This is a genomic window from Pseudomonas sp. LBUM1657 (assembly GCF_059716075.1).
In genome coordinates this window covers 3,775,130-3,797,145 of record NZ_CP166799.1, presented here as the reverse complement: position 1 = coordinate 3,797,145, position 22,016 = coordinate 3,775,130, and the positions used below count along the sequence as shown (strand labels likewise).

Sequence of the window (22,016 nt, the reverse complement as noted above, 5' to 3'; positions counted from 1 at the left end):
CATGCACAAGAACGGATTTTTCTCGCTGCTGTTTCACCTGTCATTCGTCACTTTCATTGTCGCGCCGTTGGTGGTGGTGATGGTGATGTCATTCACCGACAAGGGTTATCTGTCGCTGCCCACTGACGGCCTGTCGTTACGCTGGTTCCGGGCGCTGCTGGACAATCAGGAAATGCTCGACGCGTTTTACCTGTCGCTCAAGCTGGGGCTGGTCTCGGCCACCCTCGCGACGCTGCTGGCGATTCCGGCGGCGCTGGCGATCAGTCGCTACGAGTTTCCGGGACGCAGCGCGCTCACCGGCTTTCTGTTGTCGCCGCTGATGATTCCGTCCGTGGTGCTGGGGATCGCGTTTCTGCGGTTTTTCTCCGTGGCGCAGATCGGCGGATCGTTCTGGGCGCTGAGCATTACTCACGTGATCGTGGTGTTGCCTTATGCGTTGCGACTGACGCTGGCCTCGACCATTGGCCTGGAGCGCGACATCGAACAGGCAGCCTTGTCGCTCGGTGCGCGGCGCTGGACCGCTTTTTATCGGGTGGTGCTGCCGCGTATCCGCACGGGTGTGATTGGCGGCTGGATGCTGGCGTTCATCCAGAGCTTCGACGAACTGACCATGACCGTGTTCGTCGCGACCCCAGGCACCACCACCTTGCCGGTGGCCATGTACAACCAGATTTCCCAGACCATCGATCCGTTGATCACGGCCGTCTCGACGGTGCTGATCGTCGGCACCGTGCTGTTGATGCTGGTGCTGGATCGGTTGGTCGGGCTTGACCGGGTACTGATCGGAGAAGGCAAATGAGCCAGGACATCGCGCAATCGGATGTGATCGTGATCGGCGGCGGGTTGGTGGGCATGGCGGTGGCCTATGGGCTGGCGCGTAACGGCGTCGACACCCGGGTCCTCGATCAGGGCGACGATGCGTTTCGTGCTTCGCGGGGCAATTTCGGTCTGGTCTGGGTCCAGGGCAAGGGCCATGACCTGCCGGATTATTCGCGCTGGACCCGTTCCTCCGCCACGCGTTGGCCGGCGTTGGCGCAAGCCCTTATGGCCGACAGCGGAGTCGACGTGCAGCTCAGGCAACCGGGTGGTTTTCATATGTGCTTCAGCGACGAAGAGCTGCTGGAGCGCCAGTCGCGATTGCAGACCTTGCAGGATGCGCTGGGCAACTACCCGTTCCAGATGCTCGACGCCGCCGATCTGAAAGCGCGACTGCCGTTGATCGGACCTGCCGTGGTCGGTGCCAGCTACACGCCACAGGACGGCCACGTCAATCCACTGAAACTGCTCCGGGCGCTGCATGCCGCGGCGCAGACCAAGGGCGTGCGATTGCACAGTGGCTCGCAAGTCGATCGTATTGATTGCGCGCCCGGTGAGTTTCGCGTCACCACCCGGCAGGGTTGCTTTGTTGCACCACGGATCGTGCTGGCCGCCGGGTTGGGTAATCCGGCGCTGGCGCGGCAGGTGGGTCTGTATGCACCGGTGGCGCCCAATCGCGGACAGGTGTTGATCAGCGAGCGGCTGCGGCCCTTTCTGGATTACCCGACCCTCAACGTCCGACAGACCGATGAAGGCACGGTGCAGCTCGGCGATTCCATGGAGGAGGTGGGCTTTGACGACGGTACGTCCACCGAGGTCTTGGCCGCGATCGCCAAACGCGGTGTTTCGACCTTTCCGTTGCTGCGCGACGTGCGACTGGTCAGGGCCTGGGGCGCGTTGCGGGTGATGAGCCCGGACGGATTGCCCATCTACCAACAATCCAGCGCCCACCCCGGTGCATTCGTGATCACCTGCCACAGCGGCGTGACCCTGGCTGCCGCCCACGCACTGCGCATCGCGCCGTGGATCATAGGCGGCGCGAAGCCTGAGGAAGTGCAGGTGTTCAGTGGTGAGCGTTTTCTAACTGACACGGTGTTTTCACATGCGCACTGATCCGCTGTTTCAACCGGTCATGAGTGAAGTCAGGGCGACGCGGACCGTGAGCCTGAGCTTCAACGACCAACCCCTGATCGTGCCGGCGGGCATGAGCGTCGCCGCCGCGTTGCTGATGTCGGGCATCACCCGGTTTCGCGCTACGCCCGTCAGCGAATCGCCACGGGCGCCGTACTGCATGATGGGCGTGTGCTTCGAGTGCCTCGTGGACATCGATGGCGTGCCTAATCGCCAGAGCTGTCTGATCGAAGTGGCTGACGGCATGCGCATTCGTTCGCAAGAGGGGGCCCGTGATCTGATCTATCAACCGATGAATGTCCAGGCCGTGGAGGTGCAGTCATGAACCATGAAACCGTCGATGTGGTGGTGATTGGTGCGGGCGCGGCGGGCATGTCTGCGGCGATCGAGATGGCCGGGCTTGGCTTGCAGGTGGTGTTGCTGGACGAGCAGGGCAGTCCGGGTGGACAGATTTACCGTGGCATCACCCTGGCACCGCTGTCCCGCCGGGATCTGCTGGGACCGGATTATGCCCACGGTAATCAACTGGCTCAGGCCCTGGCATCATCGAGCGTGCGCTATGAGAAAGGTGCATCGGTGTGGCAGGTGACCCGGGATCACCAGGTCAGCTACTTGCGCGATGGTCGTCTGCAGACGCTGGACGCCAAGGCCGTGTTGCTGGCGACCGGCGCCATGGAGAGACCGTTTCCGATTGCCGGTTGGACCTTGCCCGGCGTGATGAGCGCAGGTGCCGCGCAGATTCTGCTGAAAAGCTCAGGCCTGGCGCCAAGTGAACCGGTGGTCCTGGCCGGCTGCGGACCGCTGTTGTATTTGCTGGGCTGGCAGTATCTGCGGGCGGGTGTCGAGATCAAGGCTTTGGTCGACACCACGCGACCCGAGGACTACTGGCGTGCCCGTCGTCACCTGTTTGCCGCACTGCGTGCCTGGCCGTACCTGCGCAAGGGGCTTGAGCTGATGCGCAGTCTGCGCAGTGCCGGGATCGCCCATTACAGCGGTGCCGAGCAACTGGTGGTTGAAGGCCAGGAGGCGGCGCAGGCATTGTCCTTTACCGCGTCCGGCAAAGCCCAGCGCATCGCCACCCGCTGCGTCCTGCTGCATCAAGGTGTGGTGCCGAATATCCAGTTCAGTCAGTCGTTGCGGGCCCGCCATGAATGGGACCTCGATCAGCTGTGTTTCCGTCCAGTCACCGATCCGTGGGGCGAGCTCGATGTGCCGGGCGTCTACGTTGCCGGCGATGGCGCCGGTATCGGTGGTGCGCAGGCCGCGGCAGTGCAGGGGCAACTGGCGGCACTGGGGATCGCCACGCAGCTGAAGAAGATCAACGCGGCTGCCCGTGATCAAAAGGCTGAACCGTTGCGCTCGCTACTTGAAGCCAACCTGCGAATCCGGCCGTTTCTTGACGCGCTTTATCAGCCAAAAGAAGCCAACCGTATTCCCGCCGATGAGGTGATGGTCTGCCGCTGCGAAGAAGTGACGGCGGGCGAGTTGCGAGGCTTCGTCGCCCTGGGCTGTGCGGGCCCGAATCAGGCCAAATCATTCGGTCGTTGTGGCATGGGGCCGTGTCAGGGGCGTATGTGCGGTCTGACCGTGACCGAAGTTATTGCCAAGGCCCGGGGCGTTTCGCCGGCCGAGGTGGGTTATTACCGCATCCGGCCACCCATCAAGCCGATCACGTTGGGAGAGCTGGCCGGTGATTGAGTCGAACGCGCGCCAGGTTGACGTGCTGGTGATCGGTGGTGGTATCCATGGCTTGAGCACTGCGCTGCATCTCGCGCAAGCGGGCGTGAAGGTGACGCTGCTGGAAGCGGATTACTGCGGCCGTCATGCCTCCGGGGTCAATGCCGGTGGTGTGCGCACCCTGGGCCGTCATACGGCGGAAATTCCGTTGGCGCTGTCATCGAGTAATCTATGGCATGAGCTCAAAAACACCTTGGGCGACGATGGCGGTTTTGTACCCAGCGGCCAGCTCAAACTCGCCGAGAACATGGCCGAACTGGAGGAATGCCGACAACGGGTCCGGCAGCTTCAGGCCATGGGTTTCACCCATGAAGAGTTGATCGATCAGCAACAGGTCTTCGAACGTGTGCCAGCCCTGGCACGGCATGTGGTGGGCGGCATCTGGGTCAAGAATGACGGCTATACGCAGCCGTTCAAGACGGTTACCGCGTTTCGCCTGGCCGCTGAAAAGCTCGGGGTTCGCATTCACGAAAACACACCTGCGCAGCGTATCGAGCAGACAGGTAGCCTGTGGCGTGTGACGACCCCGGCAGGCAGCTTCAGTGCCGAACATCTGGTCGTGACCGCGGGTGCCTGGGCCGCAGAACTGGCAGCGCAGATTGGCGAGCCAGTACCAGTGCATCCGGAAGGCCTGATGCTGATGGTCACCCATCGAGTGGCGCCGTTCTGTACTCCGGTGTTGGGCGCTACGGGCAGGGCACTGTCGTTCAAACAATTTGCCAATGGAACGCTCGTGATCGGTGGCAAGCTGATAGGGTCGCTGGATTTTCAATCACGCCACGGCGAGGTGGAAATGGAGCGACTGGCCGCCAGTGCGCGCACGGTCACGGACCTGTTCCCACACTTGAAACACTTGGCCGTGAACCGCGTCTGGGCCGGCGTTGAAGCCTTCACTGCCGATGATCTGCCGGTGATCGGTGCCAGTCGCAAAGCCAGTAACCTGAGCTATTCATTCGGCTTCTGCGGCAGCGGATTTCAGATGGGCCCCGGCACCGGCAAGCGTCTGGCCCAACTCATACTGGGCGAACACTCCGACATTTGCCTGGAGGCGTTCGCCATCGATCGATTCCAGGTGGCGGCCGTTTTGCCGCCTTCATCCCTTCAACCCGCTACATCTACCCCGCAACATTGAGGAGTTCACATGCTGGAAATCAAGCGTTTCGAAACCAATCAACGCATGAGCCGCGTCGTTCAATGCAATGGTTTTACCTTTCTCGGCGGCCAGACCGCTACAGACCGGACGTTGGACATCAAGGGCCAAACCGCTCAAGTGCTGGAGAAGATCGATAACTTCCTGGCCCAAGCCGGTCTGGACAAGACCCGTATCCTCACCGCGCAGGTTTGGCTGTCGGACATCCAGGCCAATTTTGCGGGCATGAACGAAGTTTGGGACGCCTGGGCGCCAGAAGGTCATGCGCCTGCGCGGGCGACCGTTGAATCGCGTCTGGCCGCGCCGGACCTGCTGGTGGAAATCACCGTCGTCGCAGCGGGCTGATAGCGAGCCGTTTATGGAGTAGACCGGGAGCACCGGTCGACTCCCTGTTTGAAAGTGGCGACATTTGCGCAGCGTTCAGCATCAAAAGTGCTACCAGCATTCCGTTCGATCAAACCCTGGTATTCCAGGCCACCGCACACAGGGCGAGTCCGGCCATATTGAGTGAGACCGGATTGAAGGCATCCCTGAGCATTGCTGGATTGACAATCGCGACATCCAGCAGCAGGCCGACCAGCGCCGTCGAAGCGACGATCAGCGGCCAGGAACTGCGCGGCGCGAGCAACAACCATAAGGCCAGGACAATCTCCGCGGCGCCGGCCATATAGGCAAACAACTCCACCTGATGGATACCATGCGCCTGGATCATTGTCCGCTCGCCTGGACTCAGCCATAGCAGCTTGGGGACCAGGCCATGATAGCCAAACATGAACGCCAGGCCGCCTCGGGCGATCCAGTTGATGCGTACCAAGGTACTCACTTTGGCGCTTTCAAAAATCGGCGTTCATGATCGGGATGGGGCAGCAGGCACGTGTCGTATTTTCCGAAGAGCCGATATCGATTGAGCGCAATGCGGTCATATGCCCAATCGCGCAGCCTGCGTGGGAAGGCGCGCAAAAGGTTCAATGGACGCCAAGCACCGGGCAACTGGGCGATGACTTCAAAGAGTGCATCCGAACGCACCCAGTAGTGCTGGTCGCGGATCACGGCCATGGTATCGAATTGATGCAAGGGCAGATTTGCCCACGCCAGCAGTGCCTGCCCCTCGGGCGATTGAACTGTCGCCAGCCGCACGCGCTGGTGGCGGTCGTGGCGGATCAGAAACCGTGCCCAGCCATTGCACAGCTTGCACACGCCGTCGAACAAGACCACGGTCTCGCCTTGCTTGAGTAATGGCGCTGGTGAAGGCCGGATTTGCGACGCTGGCATAGACGTGGGTCCACGGGGGCTTGGTAAGCCCGGATCATACCCGCCTTTGTAAGGCGGGCACTACCGATCACGACGCCTGCTCAACGCCGGGTATAGATCACCATCAGGATCGCCCCTTGCACCGAGCCCGCGCTGTGCGCGGCATCCGGGGCACGGCAACAGTAGTCGCCGACGTTCAGTGTTCGATCCTGATCGAAGAACGAGCCTTGCAGGACAAACAGCTGCTCAAGCTCTCCTGCATGGGTATGGCTGGCGACATGGGCGCCAGGGTCGACTTTCATCAATAGCGTCTTTTCACCGCGCTCGGCGTCCTCGAACAGCGGTTTGATCCAGAAGCCCTCGGCCTTCGTCGGCAGCCAGTCATCAGCCGACGACGAGTGATAGAGAGAGCCTTCGACCGGTCCCTGAATGCCGTTTTTCCCAGCAATTCTCCAGGACGGCGTTTCGTTGTTTGGCATGTGTTCTTCCCTTGGATAACGGGTTCGTTTACAAGTCCTTGACCAGTCTCAAGGCATCGTAGATCGCGGCGTGGGTGTTACGCGCTGCCACTGCATCACCGATGCGAAATAACTGGAACCTGCCGTCAGGGTTGGTCACCACGTGTTGCGGATGACCGACGATCAAGTCCTGGTGCTCGACCACGCCGCCATTGCTGGAGGCGGGTTTCAACTCGAAATACAGTTCGTCCAGCGGACGGGTGCCGTGGTTGACCACCACTTGATCGACCCGTCGAACCTTGCGCGCACTGCCGTAGTCACTGTCGATGGTCGCCAGCAGGTCCTGACCCTCGCGCTCGACGGCAAGCAGCCGGAAGGTCACGGTGAAGGTGGTATCCAGCGCTTGCAGCGAGCGCATGTAAGGCACCAGGTTCATCGCCATGACTTCCGGTGCGAAGGTCCTGTCCGGCGTCATGATTTCGATTTTTGCGCCACTCTTGGCGATGAACTCGGCAGCTTGCAGGCCTGCGTGATCACCCGCGTCGTCGAACAGCAAAACATTGCGCCCGGGTTTCACATCCCCGGAAATAATGTCCCAGGCCGAGACCACCCACTCGTTCCCTGTCGAGAGAATCTCGGTGTGGGGCAGGCCGCCGGTGGCGATGATCACCACGTCGGGGTTTTCGTCGTGGACGGTGCTGGACTCGGCCCAGGTATTGAACCGAAAGGTCACGCCCCGAGCCAGGCACTGGGCCATGCGCCACTCGACGATGCTGATCATTTCCCGTCGACGCTCCGATTGCGCGGTGAGCCGAACCTGACCGCCGGCCTGGTTGGCGGCTTCGAACACCACCACCTCATGGCCGCGCTCGGCAGCCACTCGCGCCGCTTCCAGCCCGGCGACACCGGCACCGACAATCACGATCTTGCGCTTGCTCGCAGCCTTGGGAATGTCATGGGGCATGCTGGTTTCACGCCCGGTGGCCGGGTTGTGAATGCAATAGGCCGCGCCGCCCTGATAGATCCGGTCCAGGCAATAGTTGGCACCGACGCAGGGACGAATATCTTCTTCACGCCCTTCGATGATCTTGCGCACGATATGCGGATCGGTCATGTGCGCACGAGTCATGCCGACCATGTCGATCTTGCCCGAGGCAATGGCATAACGGGCGGTGGCCACATCCGGGATCTTTGCCGCATGAAAGGTGGGGAAGTCGGTGGCGGCGCGAATCTCGCCGGCGAAATCCAGGTGCGGTGAGTTGCGCATGCCCTGGATCGGAATCAGGTCGGTCAGGCCGGCGTCGGTGTCGATATGGCCGCGCACTACGTTGAGGAAGTCCACCATGCCGCTGTCTTTCAAGCGCCTGGAGATGTCCAGGCCATCGGCCGGGGTCAGCCCACCAGGCAGTTGCTCGTCGCCGGTATAGCGCACGCCGACGATGAACTCATGGCCGACGCGCTGGCGAATGGCGCTGAGGATGTCGAAGGTAAAGCGCAGCCGGTTGTCGATGGAGCCGCCATAGGGGGCGTCGAGGTCGTTGGTCAGCGGCGACCAGAACTGATCCATCAGATGCCCGTAAGCTTGCAGTTCGATGCCGTCCAGGCCCGCCGCCTTCATTCGCTCGGCAGCGTCGGCGTAGTCCTTGATGATGCGTTCCACATCCCAGTCTTCCATCTTCTTCGGGAAGGAACGATGGGACGCCTCGCGCTCGAATGACGGTGATACCACGGGCAACCAGTCGCCCTTGTCCCAGCGCGTGCGCCGGCCCAGGTGGGTCAACTGGATCATGACCGCAGCACCGTGTTCGTGGCAGGCGTCGGTCAGGTCTCGCATCCAGCCGACCACCTCATCCTTGTAGGCGAGGATGTTGTTGAACACCGGCGGGCTGTCCCGGGAAACCGCAGCGGACCCTGCAGTCATGGTCAACGCCACGCCGGCCTTCGCCCGTTCCACGTGGTAGGCGCGATAGAGGTCCTTGGGCATGCCGTCTACCGGATAGGCCGGTTCATGCGCGGTGGTCATGATGCGGTTTCGAAGAGTCAAGTGCTTCAACTGATAGGGCTGGAGGAGCGGATCATTCAGCATCGTCAAGACTCTCCGGAAGAGGGCGAGGACCTAAGTTGAAATTACGTTAGGGTGAAATGTACACCTGTGTCAACAAGCTGGACACAGGTGTACATTTTGCTTGCGCGGCATCGGGTGAGCGACTAGGATCGAGCCATGAACGAACAAACCAAAGCAGTAGAAACCGGCTGGAGAGGGTCCCTGGAAGGGTGGCTCGACGCAGCGTATGAAAGCCTGACCGAGTGCGGTGTCGACACGGTGCGGGTGATGCCGCTGGCCAAGAAACTGGGGCTGTCGCGAACCAGTTTCTACTGGTTTTTCAAGGATCGCGAAGAGCTGCTCGCCGCCTTGATCGAGCGTTGGCGGGTGAAGAACACTGGCAATCTGATCGCCCAGACCGAGTGCTATGCCGAGAGCATTGCCGAGGCGATGCTCAACGTTTTCGACTGTTGGCTGAACCCGGATCTGTTCGACTCACAGTTCGAATTTGCCATGCGCAGCTGGGCCTTGCAGTCCGCCGAAGTGGCCGAACATATCCGGGTGGCCGACATTGCCAGGCGCGAAGCCCTTATCCGGATGTTCGTGCGCTTCGACTATGCATTCGACGCCGCCGATGTGCGTGCTCGCACGATTTACCTGACGCAGATCGGCTACATCAGCACCAACACCCGTGAGGACGTCGGGGAGCGGATGCGGCGAATTCCCGAGTACGTGAAGATTTTCACCGGTGAGGAACCTCTGGAGCGCGAATTGAAACGCTTCTACTCCCGCCATGGGTATGTGATGGATGAGGTTTCCTCGTCTACCCCTGACTGACGAAGGCAGGTTCAAATGTTCGAAGCACCCACGATAGGCATTATCGGTGGATCGGGATGGCTTGGCCGCTCGATAGCCCAGGCAATGCTCGAAAAGGCGTTTATCCAGCCCCGCGCGTTGGTGCTTTCGAACCGTAGCGCGAGCAACCCGCTACCCAGTGAAAAGTGGTCGCAGGTGACGGTGACGCGCGACAACCAGGCACTGGTCGAGCGTTGTGAAGTGGTCATCGTGTCAGTGCGCCCCGAGCAGTTTGCCGACGTGGAGATCGTCGCTGAAAACCGGCTGGTGATTTCGTTGATGGCCGGCGTGCCGCTAGAAGAGGTGGCGCGGCGAACCGGCAGTCGGCAGGTCATTCGCGCGATGGCCAATGCCGCCGCAGAAATCGGCAAGTCCTATACACCCTGGTTGGCTTCGCAGCAGGTCACCGACCAGCAGAAAGCCTTCGCTCAGCGGCTGTTCGAAACGTTCGGCAGCGCCGATGAAGTCTTCAGCGAAAGCCAGTTGAATTACCTCACGGCACTGGTGGGAACCGGACCTGCGTACCCAGCGTTACTGGCTCGCAGCATGCTTGAACATGCCTTGAACAATGGCTTGCCTCCCGCCATTGCTCTGCGCGCTGTCAACGCCGTGGTGGTGGAGGCCAGCCAACTGATCGGCAATGGCCACTCCGTCGACGAACTCTTGCAGGCACTCATCAGTTACCGCGGCGTTACGGCTGCGGGCCTCGAAGCGATGATCGCCAGTGGCTTCGATAAAACAATAAAAGCAGGTCTGGATGCAGCGACTTCAGTCGCCTGTTCCGCGAGTCTATTTGCCCATTCTGCTGACACGAAAGAAGGTCCAATGACGCGGTAGTTGACCCTTCTTAACTCTGGCCGCAATCGAGGGTAGCGTTTATGAATGTAAAGTCGTTCTCGAAGACGGGACTTGCACTGGGCATCGTCGCCTTCAGCGGTTGGGCAGCAGCGGCTGAGTGTGGTGATGTGACGATCGCCAACATGAATTGGCAATCGGCTGAAGTGATGGCCAACGTCGACAAGCTGATCCTCAATGCGGGCTACGGTTGCAACGCCGATCTGGTCACCGGGGATACCGTTCCGACCATCACCTCCATGGTCGAAAAGGGCCGTCCCGATATCGCCCCGGAAGGCTGGATCGACCTGGTTCCGGAGGTCGCCAGGACGGGCATTCAAAGCGGCAATCTGATTCAGGCGGCGAGCTCGTTAACCGACGGTGGTTCGCAAGGCTGGTGGATTCCGAAATACATTGCCGACGCCCATCCGGACATCAAGAGTTTCGATGATGTGAAGAAGCACCCTGAACTGTTCCCGGCCCCTGACGATCGGAAAAAAGGCGCGATCTACAACGGTCCGCAAGGGTGGGGCGGCACCGTGGTCACCGCCCAGTTTTACAAGGCCTACGGCTTCGAGAAGGCCGGTTTCGTGCTGGTGGACACCGGTTCGGCGGCTGCGCTGGATGGCTCCATTGCCAAAGCCTACGAGCGCAAGGCTCCGTGGCTGGGGTTTTATTGGGCACCCACTGCCTTGCTGGGCAAGTACCCGATGGTGAAGCTGGACAATGGCCATGCGGTCGATCCGGTGGAGTGGAAGCGTTGCAATACCGTCGCCGACTGTCCTGATCCAAAACCCAATGGCTGGCCGATCGATCGCGTCTTTACGCTGACTACCAAGTCCTTCGCCGCTCGTTCGCCGAACGTCATGGCGTACCTGAACAAGCGCGCCTGGTCCAACGAAACGGTAAACAAATTGATCGCCTGGATGACCGATAACCAGGCCACCGGTGAGGAAGGCGCCAAGTACTTCCTGAAAAACAACGAAGCGCTCTGGAGTCAGTGGGTCACGCCTGAAGCAAGCGGCAAGATCAAGGCAGCGCTGTAATCCCGAGGGTCAATGCAGTTTGTTGCGACAGGCTGCATTGACCCTCGCGCAGACAACAATAAAAACACCCATGTATTGAAATGACCTGCCAGTGTTCTTACGGTCTTCTACGAAAGGGGAATGTCATGGAGTGGTTACTCAGCTTTCCACATATGGAGGACGAAAGACTCCGGGCTTTGAAAAAGGCCATCGACGGCGCCTTTCGCAACTTCACCAGCACCTACGGCGATAGCTTCGAAGCTTTTTTCCAGCCGTTGCAAGTGTTCCTCAACCAGTCCGAAAGGTTCATGACCACGACGCCGTGGCCGATCATCATTGTGCTGGTCGCCTTGATTGCCTGGTTCGCCAGTCGCAGCTGGAAAATCGTCCTGGGTTGCGTGTTCACGCTAATGTCGATCGGCTATCTGGACATGTGGTCCGACACGATGAAAACCCTGTCGATGATCTTCGTCTGCACAGTGATTTCCATCGTCATCGGCTTGCCGACCGGCATTGCCATGGCCCGCTCCAATCGGCTGCAGAACCTGGTCAGCCCGGTACTGGACGTGATGCAGACGCTGCCGAGTTTTGTCTATTTGATCCCGGTGGTGATGTTGCTCGGGATCGGCAAGGTCGCGGGGCTGATTGCGGTCGTTGTGTACGCCTTGCCGCCGATGATCCGCCTGACCAATCTCGGCATCCGCCACGTCGACGCCGAGATGCTCGAGTGCGCCGACGCCTTTGGCTCGTCCAGTTGGCAGAAACTGAAAAATGTCCAGTTGCCCCTGGCGTTGCCCTCGATCATGGCCGGCATCAACCAGACCATCATGATGGCCCTGGCCATGGTGGTGATTGCCTCGATGATCGGGGTTCAAGGGTTGGGGCAACCGGTACTCAAAGCCATCTCCAACCAATACTTCACCTTGGGCATGTTCAACGGCCTGGCCATTGTCGGTATTGCGGTGATCTTCGACCGGGTCAGCCAGGCCTATGGCAGAAGACTGCAAAAGCATTTGGAGAGGGTTCATGGCCACTAATCTGACCAACGATTTCGGCATCGAAATCAAACATCTCTACAAGATCTTCGGTTACAAGGCGCAGGCCAGTATCGAACGGGTCAAACAGGGCATGAGCAAGTCCGAACTGCTGCGAAACCACAGCCATGTACTGGGTTTGAAAGACATCAACATCAGCATGCCGTCCGGGGGCATTCAGGTGATCATGGGGCTTTCCGGTTCGGGAAAATCGACGTTGATTCGCCATATCAACCGCTTGATCGACCCCACGGCTGGCGAAGTCATCGTCGGTGGCGTGGATGTGCTCAAGATGAGCCAGAACGATTTGCGGGAATTCCGCCGGCATAGAATTTCCATGGTGTTTCAGAAGTTCGCGCTGCTGCCGAACCGCACGGTGCTCGACAATGCGGTCTATGGGCTGGAGATCCAGGGCTTGCCCCGTGGCAGGCAAGTAGAAATCGCCGTGGGCTGGCTGGATCGGGTCGGGCTCAAAGGTTACGAAAATCACTATCCCAATCAGCTTTCCGGGGGTATGCAGCAGCGCGTCGGCCTGGCCCGGGCACTGGCCAGCGATGCGCCGATCCTGTTGATGGACGAAGCGTTCTCGGCTCTGGATCCGCTGATCCGCATGGACATGCAATCAGTGCTCCTGGACCTGCAAAAAGAGATCAAGAAGACCATCGTGTTCATTACCCATGATCTGGATGAGGCGCTGCGCATTGGTGATCGCATCGCGATCCTGCGTGACGGTGAGGTGGTGCAACAGGGCACACGGCAGGAGATCGTCATGAGTCCTGCCGACGATTACATTGCCAACTTCGTCAAGGAAGTGAACCGGGGCCGAGTGATCAACGTCGAGGCCATCATGCGGCCGTTCGTTCGGGTGAAGCCTGGCGCAACGCTGGCACTGCCCACGGGGACGTCACTGGAGTCGGCGGTCAAACGACTGGTGGAAGCGGGGCTCGATGAATTGGTGGTCACTGACAGTCACGGTCAGCCTGTGGGGCAGTTGGCGCTCAAATCGATTATTGCCACGATGGTCACCTCGACCGTGAGCGAGGACTCGAATGTGGTTCAGCTGAGAGCCGCGCCGATAGCGACACGGCTCACTGAAGAGTGACTACTCAGATGGATCGATTTGATCCAATGCCCGGTTCACCGCCAGCTCACCCAACATGATGACTTGCGCAATTCCCAGCAGGGAATTGCGACTCGGCCCTTCCATAGGGTCCGCCAGATCCATGGTCATGACATTCGCCGAGGCCAGCGACTCGCATGCATGAGCCAACAGGGTTTCGGTATCGAGCTCTGGATTGACGATGAACATGGTGCCGGGTTTGCGTGGGGTGGCTTGGATGTCGGCGGGTGACTTTAAGTGGAAGTCGAGGGCATGCTCGGCGGCTTCGTGGAGTTTTTTCATTCCGCCAATCTGGCGTTGACCCTGGTGATGATTTCGAATTCGTGTTCCAGATCTCATCCGACCCCAAAATAAACTTGAATGTAGTGGATAGTGGAAGCCTGATGTTCTGGAAGAACAACACTACTGGCACCTGGGCTATTTACTATGACTTTTACTAAATACTCTGGTAACGCGGCCCAGGCTTATAGCGGACCTGGAAGGCTTTGAGCCCGGTGCGGCGACCGGTGATGGTGACGCCGCGGTGACGTCGGCCGGAGTGACTTTGCTGAGGGCTGTATGGGTGTAATCCGTCTTGATTTGGGTTTAAGCGGGAATGTTTGGCCTAAGTGGCAGCCGTCTGAAAGGCGGCTCTGCTGGGCAATACAGGAATCAAAAACAGCTTATCCGCGATAAAAACTATCCACAAAAAGGGTGGGTATATCTGTGGATAATGCCCCAGGAAGCGCGGAACACCGGGCTTGTCATGTGCTGGTCATTAATTGAGCATTTTTTTCAAAGGGTGAGGAAGGCGCAAGTTCAAGGCAGTGGCTACACTCACAAGCCTGCTCCCAGTAGCTTCAGATACTCGGGGTTCCCGGATATCGAGTTGTGCCCCACACCCGGTATGACCTTCAGCGATGCCACCCCGCGGGCGAAATGCGTGTAGAGCCGCTCAGTGCTTGAACGCGGTATCACCTCGTCGTGTTCAGCGGCGATCAACAGCGTCGGCACGGTGATGTGCGCGGCGTATTTCCAGGATTCAAACTTGTCCTTCAGCAGCCACTTCACCGGGAAAACGGGGTACTGCCGTGCGCCGAGTTCTTCGAGGCTGTTGTAAGGGGTGATCAGGATCAGGCGCGCGGCCGGGCGCAGACTCGCGAGACGGACGGCGACGCCCGACCCCAGGCTGCGACCGACCACGGCGATGTGCGGGTGTTTGGCGTAGACCAGGTCAAACAAGGTCATGGCATCCCGGGCAATCGCTTCCTCGGAGGGCGACCCGGAGCTGCCACCGAAGCCTCTGTAGTGAAGCAGGTAGAGGGCGTGATCCGGGAATGCCTGCGAGAACTCGGGCAGGCTTCGGGAAACATCCTCGGCATTGCCGCCAAAATAAATCAACGCATTGGGCCCTTCGCGTGGTCTGACGGACACCAGCACCTGCGCGTCGTCGACTGACAGCGTGAGTAGCGATTCGGATGCGCCGATGGCCCGTGGTTGCGGGAAATAGATGAGCGAGCGTTGAAACACGAACAGCGCAGCACAGAGCGCCAGGTACACGACGACTACGATGACGATGAGTGACATCAGGGTTCGTGACATTCGACTAACTTTAGTGGGCGGCATGGACTGCTCTGGCCTCAAGGCGGCTATCGCTTGATAGCGATCAGAGTGTAGTAGAGCGCAGCGGGACGCACCGGGAGGGCACCCATGACCATCGGTCTGAAGTGGCTCAACGTTCGGCCATCGGAAAGATCGGCCCTGGTGCTGGGTTTCGCCTTCCATTTCTGCGTGCTCGCCAGCTACTACCTGGTACGACCTTTACGCGATGCGTTGGGCCTGGAGGGTGGCGCCGATAAACTCCAGTGGCTGTTCACCGCCACCTTCGTGGTGATGCTGCTGATGGTGCCGTTGTTCGGCGGGCTGGTTTCGCGCCTGCCGGCCACGCGTTTCGTGCCGTTGATCTACCGCGTGATTGCCCTGTCTATGCTGGTGTTTGGCGGGCTGATCGCCAATCACGTTGCGCCGGTGGCGGTGGGGCGGGTGTTTTTCGTCTGGATCAGCATCTACAACCTGTTCATCGTTTCGATTTTCTGGAGCGTGCTGGTGGACCGGTTTTCCAGCGAGCAAGGGCGACGGCTGTTCGGTTTCGTCGCGGCGGGTGGCACGCTGGGGACGTTCATCGGGCCGTTGCTGGCAGCGACCATGGCCACGCGTCTTGGCCCGGTGGCGTTGACCCTCGCGGCCGCGGTGTTGCTGGAACTCGCGGTGCGCTGCTATCGGGGGCTGCTTGCTCGTACGCAGTCGCAGTCCGGCAGCCAGTTGCTGGATGATCGGCGCATGGGCGGCAGCATGCTGGCGGGCATCACCCTGATTCTGCGTTCGCGTTATTTGCTGGGGTTGGTGTTGTTCATGCTGCTGCACACCAGCGCCGCGACCTTGTTGTATTTTGAACAGGGACGGATTGTCGCTGGTAGCTATGCTGATGTTGCCAGCCGGACGCAGTTTTTTGCCGTCGTCGATCTGATCGTGTCGGCACTGACGTTGATTTTTCAACTGTTGCTGACGGCGCCGTTGATCCGCCTGATTGGTGTCGGCGGGGCGCTTGCAGCATTGCCGGTGGCGACGATCGTGGCGTTCACCGCCATGGCTCTGGCGCCCGTGCCTGCAACCGTCGCGCTGGCACAGGGGCTGCGCCGCGCGGTCGAGTTCGCCATCGTGCGTCCGGCGCGGGAAGTGTTGTGGACCGTGGTAAGCCGCGAGGAAAAGTACAAGGCCAAGAATGTGATCGAAACCTTGGTGTATCGCGGCGGAGATGCCGCCAGTGGCTGGCTGTCCGCTGGTCTGACGGCGCTGGGCGCGGGGTTTGGTCTGGTGGCGATGTTGATTGTGCCGTTCGCCGGGCTGTGGGGCTGGTTATCGCTATGGCTGGCCAGGCAGCAGGAACAAAAGGCTGACAGCAAGAATGTGGAAGGGCGAGATCATGAGCCACACTGATGGATACACACGTCGGAAAATACTCACGCTGGCCGCCGGTGTTTCGGCGGTCTTCACCCTCGAACCGGTTTTGGGAGAATCCTCGCCGTCGATGGGAACAGGAGGCAAGAACATGCTGACCCGAGCCATTCCTTCCAGCAACGAGCCGCTGCCCGTCGTCGGGCTGGGCACCTATCGCGGCTTTGATGTGCGGCCCTCCGATCCCGCCTACAAACTGCTGCCGGATGTGCTCAGTGCATTGTTTGCCAAGGGCGGGAAGTTGATCGACAGCTCGCCCATGTACGGTCGCGCGGAACAGACCACCGGCGAATTGTTGTCGATTCACGAGCCGCGCTCACCAGCATTTCTGGCGACCAAGGTGTGGACCAGCGGTCGCGAAGAAGGCATCGCGCAGATGGAGCAGTCCTTCAAGTTATTGCAGACCGACCGTATCGACCTGATGCAGATCCACAACCTGCTGGACTGGAAAACCCATTTGCCCACCCTGCGCAAATGGAAGGAAGAAGGGCGCATTCGCTACATCGGCATCACCCACTACACCTCATCGGCTTACGACGACGTGGAGGCCGTGCTGAAAGCCGAAAAGCTGGATTTTTTGCAGATCAACTACGCCCTGGACGACCGCGCTGTCGAGAAACGAATCCTGCCGCTGTGTCGCGAGCGAGGCGTGGCGGTGATTTGTAATCGACCGTTCGGTGGTGGTGGCTTGATCGGCCGATTGAAAGGCAAACCACTGCCTGGATGGGCCGCGCAAGTGGGGGTCAATAGTTGGCCGCAACTGGCGCTCAAGTTCCTGTTGGCACATCCGGCAGTGACCTGCGTCATCCCCGGCACCGGCAACCCGCGCTACATGACGGACAATGCGGGTGCCGGTTTCGGCCCGATGCTGACGGGTGCGCAGCGCGAGCAGTTGATTGATTTGGTGGGCTAGCGTTGCCTTGTCAGGCCCAGTTAGCCCTGTGCGCAGGGGCGCCCAAGGGTGAACTCGTTGCACCGCCATCGACGACAATTTCTGCACCGACGACGTTGCTGGAGTCGCTGGAGGCGAGAAACAGCGCAACGGTGGCCACTTCTTCGGCGTCGCCAATCCGGCCGAGGGGGATAGTGGTCTTCAGCTTTTGCTCAAGGGCATTCATTTCAGTGGCGTTGGAGACGTATGGGCTCCATACCGGCGTGCGTGCCGCCCCGGGGGTGATCTGATTGACCCGAATGCCACGTGGCGCAAACTCTGCGGCCATCACCCGTGTCATCGAGCGCACAGCCCCTTTGGTTGCAGCATAGGCGCTGTAGCCGGGCCAGCCCATCGTGGCGTGCACCGACCCGTTCAAAATAATCGATGCGCCTGGGTTGAGGTGCGGCTCAGCCGCCTGCACGGTAAAAAACGTGCCGGTGAGGTTGGTCTGAATGATGTTCTGGAAAGTCTCCAGGGTGGTGCCGCCAACTGGCGTCTGCCCGGCGATGCCCGCATTTGCGAACACGATGTCCAGTTTGCCAAACGCCGTAACGGCCTCTGCCACGGCACGTTCGATCTGTTTAACGTCGGTAATGTCTGCCTTGATCGCCAGCAGGTTGGGACCCAGCGCCTCTCTGGCTTCATCCAGCGATTGTTGATTGCGTCCGGTGATGGCGACCTTCGCGCCTTCAGCGATGAACAGTTTCGCGGTGGCCAGGCCCAAGCCGCTGTTGCCGCCGGTGATGAATGCAGTTTTTCCAGCCAGTTTCATTGGGAAACTCCTTTGGTTTTATCATGCAACCAATGAAGCCGTGGCAAAGGTGCGCAGGGCATAAGGTTCAATCGCATGAAGTCGGGTTTGTGGTTCTATTATAAAACCACTGGCTGCGATTTTTACCAGCAAAGGTTGTATCATGCAACCACTTGGTCAATGACGTGTCAGCGTCGATGCCGCAAATCTTTAGACAGAGGTACGTTTCGTGAAGCGCAAAAGCTTGCAGGGCAATCCCTGTCCAGTCGCTCGATCCCTTGATCTCATCGGCGATTGGTGGTCGTTGCTGATCATTCGTGATGCGCTTTCCGGCACCCGGCGCTTCGGTGATTTTCAGAAGAGCCTGGATGTCGCGAAAAACATTCTCAGCACACGGCTTAAACACATGGTCGAGGAGGGCGTCATGCGCATGGAGCCAGCGGCGGATGGGAGCATTTACAAGGAATATGCGTTGACCGAAAAGGGCCGGGCCTTGCAGCCAGTGCTCATTGCGCTCTCGCAGTGGGGCAACGAGTTTATGTACGAGCCCGGCGAACCCGGATCAGTGATGGTCGACGCGAAGGATCGAAAGCCCATCAGAAAACTGGAGTTGGTGTCAGCCGATGGACGGCATCTCAAGCCCGAAGATATCGTTACCAAGTTAGGTGTCCCACATTGAGGTTCTGAGGGACAAGCCAGGTCCGGATCACTGTAAAGGGTGTGCCGAATTCGTCATCGACCCAGCCTAAAGCGATCAAGCCACGGACCTTGGAATGGGCCAGTCTGGACGGTCTGTTCAAGGAGTTGATTATGATCCGACTGTCCCTGGCCGAAGCTCGCGAGCTGGCCGAATCGATCCTGCTGCACAACGGTTTCAACGTTGCCCATGCTCAAGCGGTAACCGCCACGGTGATTGCCGGTGAGCGCGATGGCTGCGCCTCCCATGGGTTGTACCGGATTCTGGGCTGTGTGAATTCGCTCCGGGCCGGCAAGGTAGCCGCCGATGCCGAGCCGCGAGTGATCGACCAGGCGCCTTCGATTGTGCGGGTCGATGCGGCGGGTGGTTTCTCCCAACTGGCTTTTCAGGCGGGGCTACCGCTGCTGGAGGCGAAAACCCGGGCAAACGGCATTGCGGCCCTGGCGATCAATCGCTGCGTGCATTTTTCCGCCTTGTGGGTGGAGATCGAGCAGCTCACCGCTGCCGGCCTCGTGGCCCTGGCCTGTAATCCCAGCCATGCCTGGGTCGCGCCTGCGGGCGGCAGCCAACCGGTGTTCGGGACCAATCCCATCGCGTTCGGCTGGCCGCGTTCGGGCAAGGACCCGTTTGTGTTCGACTTTGCCACCAGCGCGATTGCCCGCGGTGATATCGAGTTGCATCGACGTGCCGGCAAAGCGATTCCCGAAGGCTGGGGTGTCGACGCCGAAGGGCAGCCGAGTACCGACCCGAACGTGGTGCTCGATGCCGGCGCGATGCTGACCTTTGGCGGGCACAAAGGCTCAGCGCTGGCGGCGATGGTGGAATTGATCGCCGGGCCGTTGATCGGTGATTTGACCAGTGCCGAATCCATGGCCTATGACGCTGGCAGCAAATCGTCCCCGTACCATGGCGAGTTGATCATCGCGCTGGATCCGCGGCGCTTCCTCGGCGAGGCCACGGAGCAACACCTGGCACGCGCCGAAGTCCTGTTCGAGAGCATTGAAGGGCAGGGCGCACGCTTGCCGTCGCAACGACGTTATGAGGCGCGAGCGCGCAGCCGGGTGGAAGGGGTACAGATTCCCGAGGCTTTGTACAACGACCTCAAGGCACTGCTGGGCTGATCGTATGCCCCGCGAAGAGATCATCACATCCAACATCAACACTGACTGACCCACCGCCTTCGCGGGCAAGCCCGCTCCCACATTGGTCCGTGGTGGAATACAGATTTGTCAGCGATGCAAATCCCCTGTGGGAGCGGGCTTGCTCGCGAAGAGGCCATCACATCCAACATCAACGCTGACTGACACACCGCATTCGCGAGCAGGCTCGCTCCCACATTGGTCCGTGGTGGAATACAGATTTGTCAGCGATGCAAATCCCCTGTGGGAGCGGGCTTGCCCGCGAAGAGGCCATCACATCCAACATCAACACTGACTGACCCACCGCCTTCGCGGGCAAGCCCGCTCCCACAGGATTCCGCCGTTTTCTAAACCGATTCGCGGTGGCTCTTGCCATCAACCAACCGGGCGATGCCCAGTGGATTGGCGTTTTTCAACGCGTCGGGCAAGAGAGCATCGGGGCAATTCTGGTAGCACACCGGGCGCAGGAAGCGGTCGATGGCCAGGCTGCCAACCGACGTGCCACGGGCATCGGAGGTGGCCGGATACGGCCCGCCATGCACCATCGCATCGCACACTTCCACTCCGGTCGGGTAGCCATTGAACAGCACTCGGCCGACCTTCTGTTCAAGCAGCGCAAGCAAGTCGCCATGGGTTTGCAGGTCACCAGCTTCGGCAATCAGCGTGGCCGTGAGTTGCCCGTGCAAACTCTGCAAGGCCCGATGCAGTTCGGCCTTGTCAGCCACTTCCACCAGCACCGTGGTCGGGCCGAAAACCTCTTCCTGCAGCAGTGGGTCGCCGTCGATCAACAGGCTGACGTCGGCCTTGAACAGTTGCGGCTCGGCCTGCTTGCCCTGTTGCTCGCGGCCGGCCAGATGGGTGATTCGCGGATGTGCGTGTAACGTCTGCACGCCCTTGCCGTAGCTGGCTAACGTGCCGCTATTGAGCATGGTTTGCCCCGGTTGTTCGGCCATCACTGCGCTGAGTTGTTCGATGAATGCACTGAGCTCAGGGGAGCGAATACCGATCACCAGTCCAGGATTCGTGCAGAACTGGCCACAGCCGAGCACCACAGAGGCGGCGAGCTCGGTGGCGATTTTCTCGCCACGTACCTTCAGAGCTTCGGGCAATACCAGCACCGGATTGATGCTGCTCATTTCCGCGAACACCGGTATCGGCTGTGGTCGTGCGGCAGCCATGTCGCAGAGAGCGCGGCCGCCCTTCAGTGAACCGGTGAAGCCAACCGCCTGAATCGCCGGATGCTTGACCAGCGCCTCGCCGACCCCCGCGCCGTAGATCATGTTGAACACACCCTTGGGCATGTCGGTTTGTTCGGCGGCGCGAATGATCGCGTCGGCCATCCATTCGGCGGTCGCCATATGCCCGCTGTGGGCCTTGAACACCACTGGGCAACCGGCGGCCAGTGCCGCAGCGGTATCGCCACCGGCAGTGGAAAACGCCAGAGGGAAATTGCTCGCACCGAACACCGCGACCGGGCCGACGCCGATCCGGTACTGGCGCAGATCGGCCCGTGGCAGCGGCTGACGATCGGGTAATGCCCGGTCAATACGCGCGCCATAAAAATCACCGCGACGCAGGACCTGGGCGAACAAACGCATCTGCCCGCTGGTGCGGCCGCGCTCACCCTGAATGCGTCCGGTCGGCAGCGCCGTCTCACGGGTTACCAGGGCCACGAAGTTGTCGTCGAGGGCATCCAGTTGTGCGGCAATGGCATCGAGAAAATCCGCACGACGGCTCGCCGGCAGGGTGCGAAACAGTGGGTAGGCCGCTGCGGCGGCCTGGGCGGCGGCATTTACTTCTTCTTCAGTGGCTTGCATGAACGAGTAGGGCAGCGCGTCACCGGTGCTGGCGTCATGGCTTTGCACGGTGATGTGGCCGGCGGCGCTGCGCGCACCGCCGATGTAGTTGTGGCCGATGATCTGGGGCATGGAAAACTCCTTTCAAAAGGGGGGGCAAGACCTGATGCCAGTCAGTTGGCGAGCGATTAATTGCCTGTGGGAGCGGGCTTGCTCGCGAATAGGCCATCACATCCAACATCAACGCTGG

The 22,016-nt window shown here is 60.2% G+C and carries 23 protein-coding genes; 15 read left to right on the top strand and 8 right to left on the bottom strand.

The genetic code is table 11. The annotated features are described in order from the left end of the window. Position 1: 1 nt before the first annotated feature. Genes ACA055_RS17470 through ACA055_RS17445 form a run of 6 tightly spaced genes read left to right on the top strand, consistent with a single transcriptional unit; the run spans position 2 to position 5,179 of the window. The gene (locus tag ACA055_RS17470) at positions 2 to 799 is read left to right on the top strand and encodes an ABC transporter permease (RefSeq protein WP_497679788.1); all 798 of its coding nucleotides are present in this window, start codon (positions 2 to 4) and stop codon (positions 797 to 799) included. Further along, the gene (locus tag ACA055_RS17465; protein WP_497679787.1) at positions 796 to 1,929 is read left to right on the top strand and encodes an NAD(P)/FAD-dependent oxidoreductase; all 1,134 of its coding nucleotides are present in this window, start codon (positions 796 to 798) and stop codon (positions 1,927 to 1,929) included. Before ACA055_RS17470 ends, ACA055_RS17465 begins: the two co-directional genes overlap by 4 nt. Then, positions 1,919 to 2,272, top strand: coding sequence for a (2Fe-2S)-binding protein (locus tag ACA055_RS17460; protein ID WP_497679786.1), 354 nt, complete (start codon positions 1,919 to 1,921; stop codon positions 2,270 to 2,272). Before ACA055_RS17465 ends, ACA055_RS17460 begins: the two co-directional genes overlap by 11 nt. Next, positions 2,269 to 3,645, top strand: a complete 1,377-nt coding sequence (locus ACA055_RS17455) for an FAD/NAD(P)-dependent oxidoreductase (protein WP_497679785.1) — start codon at positions 2,269 to 2,271, stop codon at positions 3,643 to 3,645. Before ACA055_RS17460 ends, ACA055_RS17455 begins: the two co-directional genes overlap by 4 nt. Further along, the gene (locus tag ACA055_RS17450; RefSeq protein ID WP_497679784.1) at positions 3,638 to 4,816 is read left to right on the top strand and encodes an NAD(P)/FAD-dependent oxidoreductase; all 1,179 of its coding nucleotides are present in this window, start codon (positions 3,638 to 3,640) and stop codon (positions 4,814 to 4,816) included. The genes ACA055_RS17455 and ACA055_RS17450 overlap by 8 nt, the downstream gene beginning before the upstream one ends. A gap of 12 nt (positions 4,817 to 4,828) precedes the next feature. After that, positions 4,829 to 5,179 (top strand): RidA family protein, encoded by a 351-nt coding sequence (locus ACA055_RS17445; protein WP_497684441.1) that lies wholly within the window; start codon positions 4,829 to 4,831, stop codon positions 5,177 to 5,179. Between the two features lie 109 nt (positions 5,180 to 5,288). Here ACA055_RS17445 and ACA055_RS17440 read toward each other — a convergent pair whose 3' ends face one another. From ACA055_RS17440 to ACA055_RS17425, 4 genes are all read right to left on the bottom strand, one after another. After that, entirely contained in the window at positions 5,289 to 5,657 is a 369-nt protein-coding gene (locus ACA055_RS17440) for a DoxX-like family protein (RefSeq protein ID WP_497679783.1), read from the bottom strand. Then, positions 5,654 to 6,106, bottom strand: a complete 453-nt coding sequence (locus ACA055_RS17435; RefSeq protein ID WP_497679782.1) for a thiol-disulfide oxidoreductase DCC family protein — start codon at positions 6,104 to 6,106, stop codon at positions 5,654 to 5,656. The genes ACA055_RS17440 and ACA055_RS17435 overlap by 4 nt, the downstream gene beginning before the upstream one ends. An 80-nt stretch (positions 6,107 to 6,186) precedes the next feature. After that, positions 6,187 to 6,564: a cupin domain-containing protein gene (locus ACA055_RS17430; RefSeq protein ID WP_497679781.1), complete on the bottom strand. Its 378-nt coding sequence runs from the start codon at positions 6,562 to 6,564 to the stop codon at positions 6,187 to 6,189. 28 nt (positions 6,565 to 6,592) lie between these two features. After that, positions 6,593 to 8,629, bottom strand: coding sequence for an oxidoreductase (locus ACA055_RS17425; protein ID WP_497679780.1), 2,037 nt, complete (start codon positions 8,627 to 8,629; stop codon positions 6,593 to 6,595). Between the two features lie 135 nt (positions 8,630 to 8,764). Between ACA055_RS17425 and ACA055_RS17420 the strand changes: the two genes are divergently transcribed. From ACA055_RS17420 to ACA055_RS17400, 5 genes are all read left to right on the top strand, one after another. Beyond that, positions 8,765 to 9,424 (top strand): TetR/AcrR family transcriptional regulator, encoded by a 660-nt coding sequence (locus ACA055_RS17420; RefSeq protein WP_497679779.1) that lies wholly within the window; start codon positions 8,765 to 8,767, stop codon positions 9,422 to 9,424. Positions 9,425 to 9,439: 15 nt separating this feature from the next. Beyond that, on the top strand, positions 9,440 to 10,279 hold the full coding sequence (locus ACA055_RS17415; RefSeq protein WP_497679778.1) for a pyrroline-5-carboxylate reductase family protein: 840 nt from the start codon (positions 9,440 to 9,442) through the stop codon (positions 10,277 to 10,279). Between the two features lie 41 nt (positions 10,280 to 10,320). Then, positions 10,321 to 11,322, top strand: a complete 1,002-nt coding sequence (locus ACA055_RS17410) for an ABC transporter substrate-binding protein (RefSeq protein WP_497679777.1) — start codon at positions 10,321 to 10,323, stop codon at positions 11,320 to 11,322. Between the two features lie 152 nt (positions 11,323 to 11,474). After that, a complete protein-coding gene (locus tag ACA055_RS17405; protein ID WP_497684440.1) occupies positions 11,475 to 12,338 on the top strand; it encodes an ABC transporter permease in 864 nt (287 codons plus the stop codon). After that, positions 12,328 to 13,437 (top strand): quaternary amine ABC transporter ATP-binding protein, encoded by a 1,110-nt coding sequence (locus tag ACA055_RS17400; RefSeq protein WP_497679776.1) that lies wholly within the window; start codon positions 12,328 to 12,330, stop codon positions 13,435 to 13,437. Before ACA055_RS17405 ends, ACA055_RS17400 begins: the two co-directional genes overlap by 11 nt. Here the strand turns inward: ACA055_RS17400 and ACA055_RS17395 are convergent, their stop codons facing one another. Continuing rightward, positions 13,438 to 13,737, bottom strand: a complete 300-nt coding sequence (locus ACA055_RS17395; protein WP_497679775.1) for a DUF6124 family protein — start codon at positions 13,735 to 13,737, stop codon at positions 13,438 to 13,440. It abuts the gene before it with no gap. A gap of 534 nt (positions 13,738 to 14,271) precedes the next feature. Further along, complete coding sequence (locus ACA055_RS17390; RefSeq protein WP_497679774.1) at positions 14,272 to 15,060, bottom strand: alpha/beta hydrolase; 789 nt, start codon at positions 15,058 to 15,060, stop codon at positions 14,272 to 14,274. An 84-nt stretch (positions 15,061 to 15,144) separates the two neighbouring features. Here ACA055_RS17390 and ACA055_RS17385 point away from each other — a divergent pair, with 84 nt between their 5' ends. Then, positions 15,145 to 16,431: an NTP/NDP exchange transporter gene (locus tag ACA055_RS17385; RefSeq protein ID WP_497679773.1), complete on the top strand. Its 1,287-nt coding sequence runs from the start codon at positions 15,145 to 15,147 to the stop codon at positions 16,429 to 16,431. Further along, on the top strand, positions 16,418 to 17,362 hold the full coding sequence (locus tag ACA055_RS17380) for an aldo/keto reductase (RefSeq protein WP_497679772.1): 945 nt from the start codon (positions 16,418 to 16,420) through the stop codon (positions 17,360 to 17,362). The genes ACA055_RS17385 and ACA055_RS17380 overlap by 14 nt, the downstream gene beginning before the upstream one ends. A gap of 10 nt (positions 17,363 to 17,372) precedes the next feature. Here ACA055_RS17380 and ACA055_RS17375 read toward each other — a convergent pair whose 3' ends face one another. Beyond that, positions 17,373 to 18,155: an SDR family NAD(P)-dependent oxidoreductase gene (locus tag ACA055_RS17375; RefSeq protein ID WP_497679771.1), complete on the bottom strand. Its 783-nt coding sequence runs from the start codon at positions 18,153 to 18,155 to the stop codon at positions 17,373 to 17,375. Between the two features lie 208 nt (positions 18,156 to 18,363). Between ACA055_RS17375 and ACA055_RS17370 the strand changes: the two genes are divergently transcribed. Beyond that, the gene (locus ACA055_RS17370; RefSeq protein ID WP_497679770.1) at positions 18,364 to 18,813 is read left to right on the top strand and encodes a winged helix-turn-helix transcriptional regulator; all 450 of its coding nucleotides are present in this window, start codon (positions 18,364 to 18,366) and stop codon (positions 18,811 to 18,813) included. A 131-nt stretch (positions 18,814 to 18,944) separates the two neighbouring features. Then, positions 18,945 to 19,952 carry an Ldh family oxidoreductase gene (locus ACA055_RS17365; RefSeq protein WP_497679769.1) on the top strand — a complete coding sequence of 336 codons (1,008 nt, stop codon included), beginning with the start codon at positions 18,945 to 18,947 and terminating at the stop codon, positions 19,950 to 19,952. A gap of 365 nt (positions 19,953 to 20,317) precedes the next feature. Here ACA055_RS17365 and ACA055_RS17360 read toward each other — a convergent pair whose 3' ends face one another. Next, positions 20,318 to 21,898, bottom strand: coding sequence for an aldehyde dehydrogenase (NADP(+)) (locus ACA055_RS17360; protein ID WP_497679768.1), 1,581 nt, complete (start codon positions 21,896 to 21,898; stop codon positions 20,318 to 20,320). Between the last annotated feature and the right edge of the window lie 118 nt (positions 21,899 to 22,016).

What these genes read in the sequence shown, in the direction of transcription:
- ACA055_RS17470 (WP_497679788.1), top strand. Translation starts at nt 2, where the DNA reads ATGCACAAGAACGGATTTTTCTCGCTGCTGTTTCACCTGTCATTCGTC.
- ACA055_RS17465 (WP_497679787.1), top strand. Translation starts at nt 796, where the DNA reads ATGAGCCAGGACATCGCGCAATCGGATGTGATCGTGATCGGCGGCGGG.
- ACA055_RS17460 (WP_497679786.1), top strand. Translation starts at nt 1,919, where the DNA reads ATGCGCACTGATCCGCTGTTTCAACCGGTCATGAGTGAAGTCAGGGCG.
- ACA055_RS17455 (WP_497679785.1), top strand. Translation starts at nt 2,269, where the DNA reads ATGAACCATGAAACCGTCGATGTGGTGGTGATTGGTGCGGGCGCGGCG.
- ACA055_RS17435 (WP_497679782.1), bottom strand. Translation starts at nt 6,106, where the DNA reads ATGCCAGCGTCGCAAATCCGGCCTTCACCAGCGCCATTACTCAAGCAA.
- ACA055_RS17430 (WP_497679781.1), bottom strand. Translation starts at nt 6,564, where the DNA reads ATGCCAAACAACGAAACGCCGTCCTGGAGAATTGCTGGGAAAAACGGC.
- ACA055_RS17425 (WP_497679780.1), bottom strand. Translation starts at nt 8,629, where the DNA reads ATGCTGAATGATCCGCTCCTCCAGCCCTATCAGTTGAAGCACTTGACT.
- ACA055_RS17420 (WP_497679779.1), top strand. Translation starts at nt 8,765, where the DNA reads ATGAACGAACAAACCAAAGCAGTAGAAACCGGCTGGAGAGGGTCCCTG.
- ACA055_RS17415 (WP_497679778.1), top strand. Translation starts at nt 9,440, where the DNA reads ATGTTCGAAGCACCCACGATAGGCATTATCGGTGGATCGGGATGGCTT.
- ACA055_RS17410 (WP_497679777.1), top strand. Translation starts at nt 10,321, where the DNA reads ATGAATGTAAAGTCGTTCTCGAAGACGGGACTTGCACTGGGCATCGTC.
- ACA055_RS17405 (WP_497684440.1), top strand. Translation starts at nt 11,475, where the DNA reads ATGGAGGACGAAAGACTCCGGGCTTTGAAAAAGGCCATCGACGGCGCC.
- ACA055_RS17400 (WP_497679776.1), top strand. Translation starts at nt 12,328, where the DNA reads ATGGCCACTAATCTGACCAACGATTTCGGCATCGAAATCAAACATCTC.
- ACA055_RS17395 (WP_497679775.1), bottom strand. Translation starts at nt 13,737, where the DNA reads ATGAAAAAACTCCACGAAGCCGCCGAGCATGCCCTCGACTTCCACTTA.
- ACA055_RS17390 (WP_497679774.1), bottom strand. Translation starts at nt 15,060, where the DNA reads ATGCCGCCCACTAAAGTTAGTCGAATGTCACGAACCCTGATGTCACTC.
- ACA055_RS17385 (WP_497679773.1), top strand. Translation starts at nt 15,145, where the DNA reads ATGACCATCGGTCTGAAGTGGCTCAACGTTCGGCCATCGGAAAGATCG.
- ACA055_RS17380 (WP_497679772.1), top strand. Translation starts at nt 16,418, where the DNA reads ATGAGCCACACTGATGGATACACACGTCGGAAAATACTCACGCTGGCC.
- ACA055_RS17375 (WP_497679771.1), bottom strand. Translation starts at nt 18,155, where the DNA reads ATGAAACTGGCTGGAAAAACTGCATTCATCACCGGCGGCAACAGCGGC.
- ACA055_RS17365 (WP_497679769.1), top strand. Translation starts at nt 18,945, where the DNA reads ATGATCCGACTGTCCCTGGCCGAAGCTCGCGAGCTGGCCGAATCGATC.
- ACA055_RS17360 (WP_497679768.1), bottom strand. Translation starts at nt 21,898, where the DNA reads ATGCCCCAGATCATCGGCCACAACTACATCGGCGGTGCGCGCAGCGCC.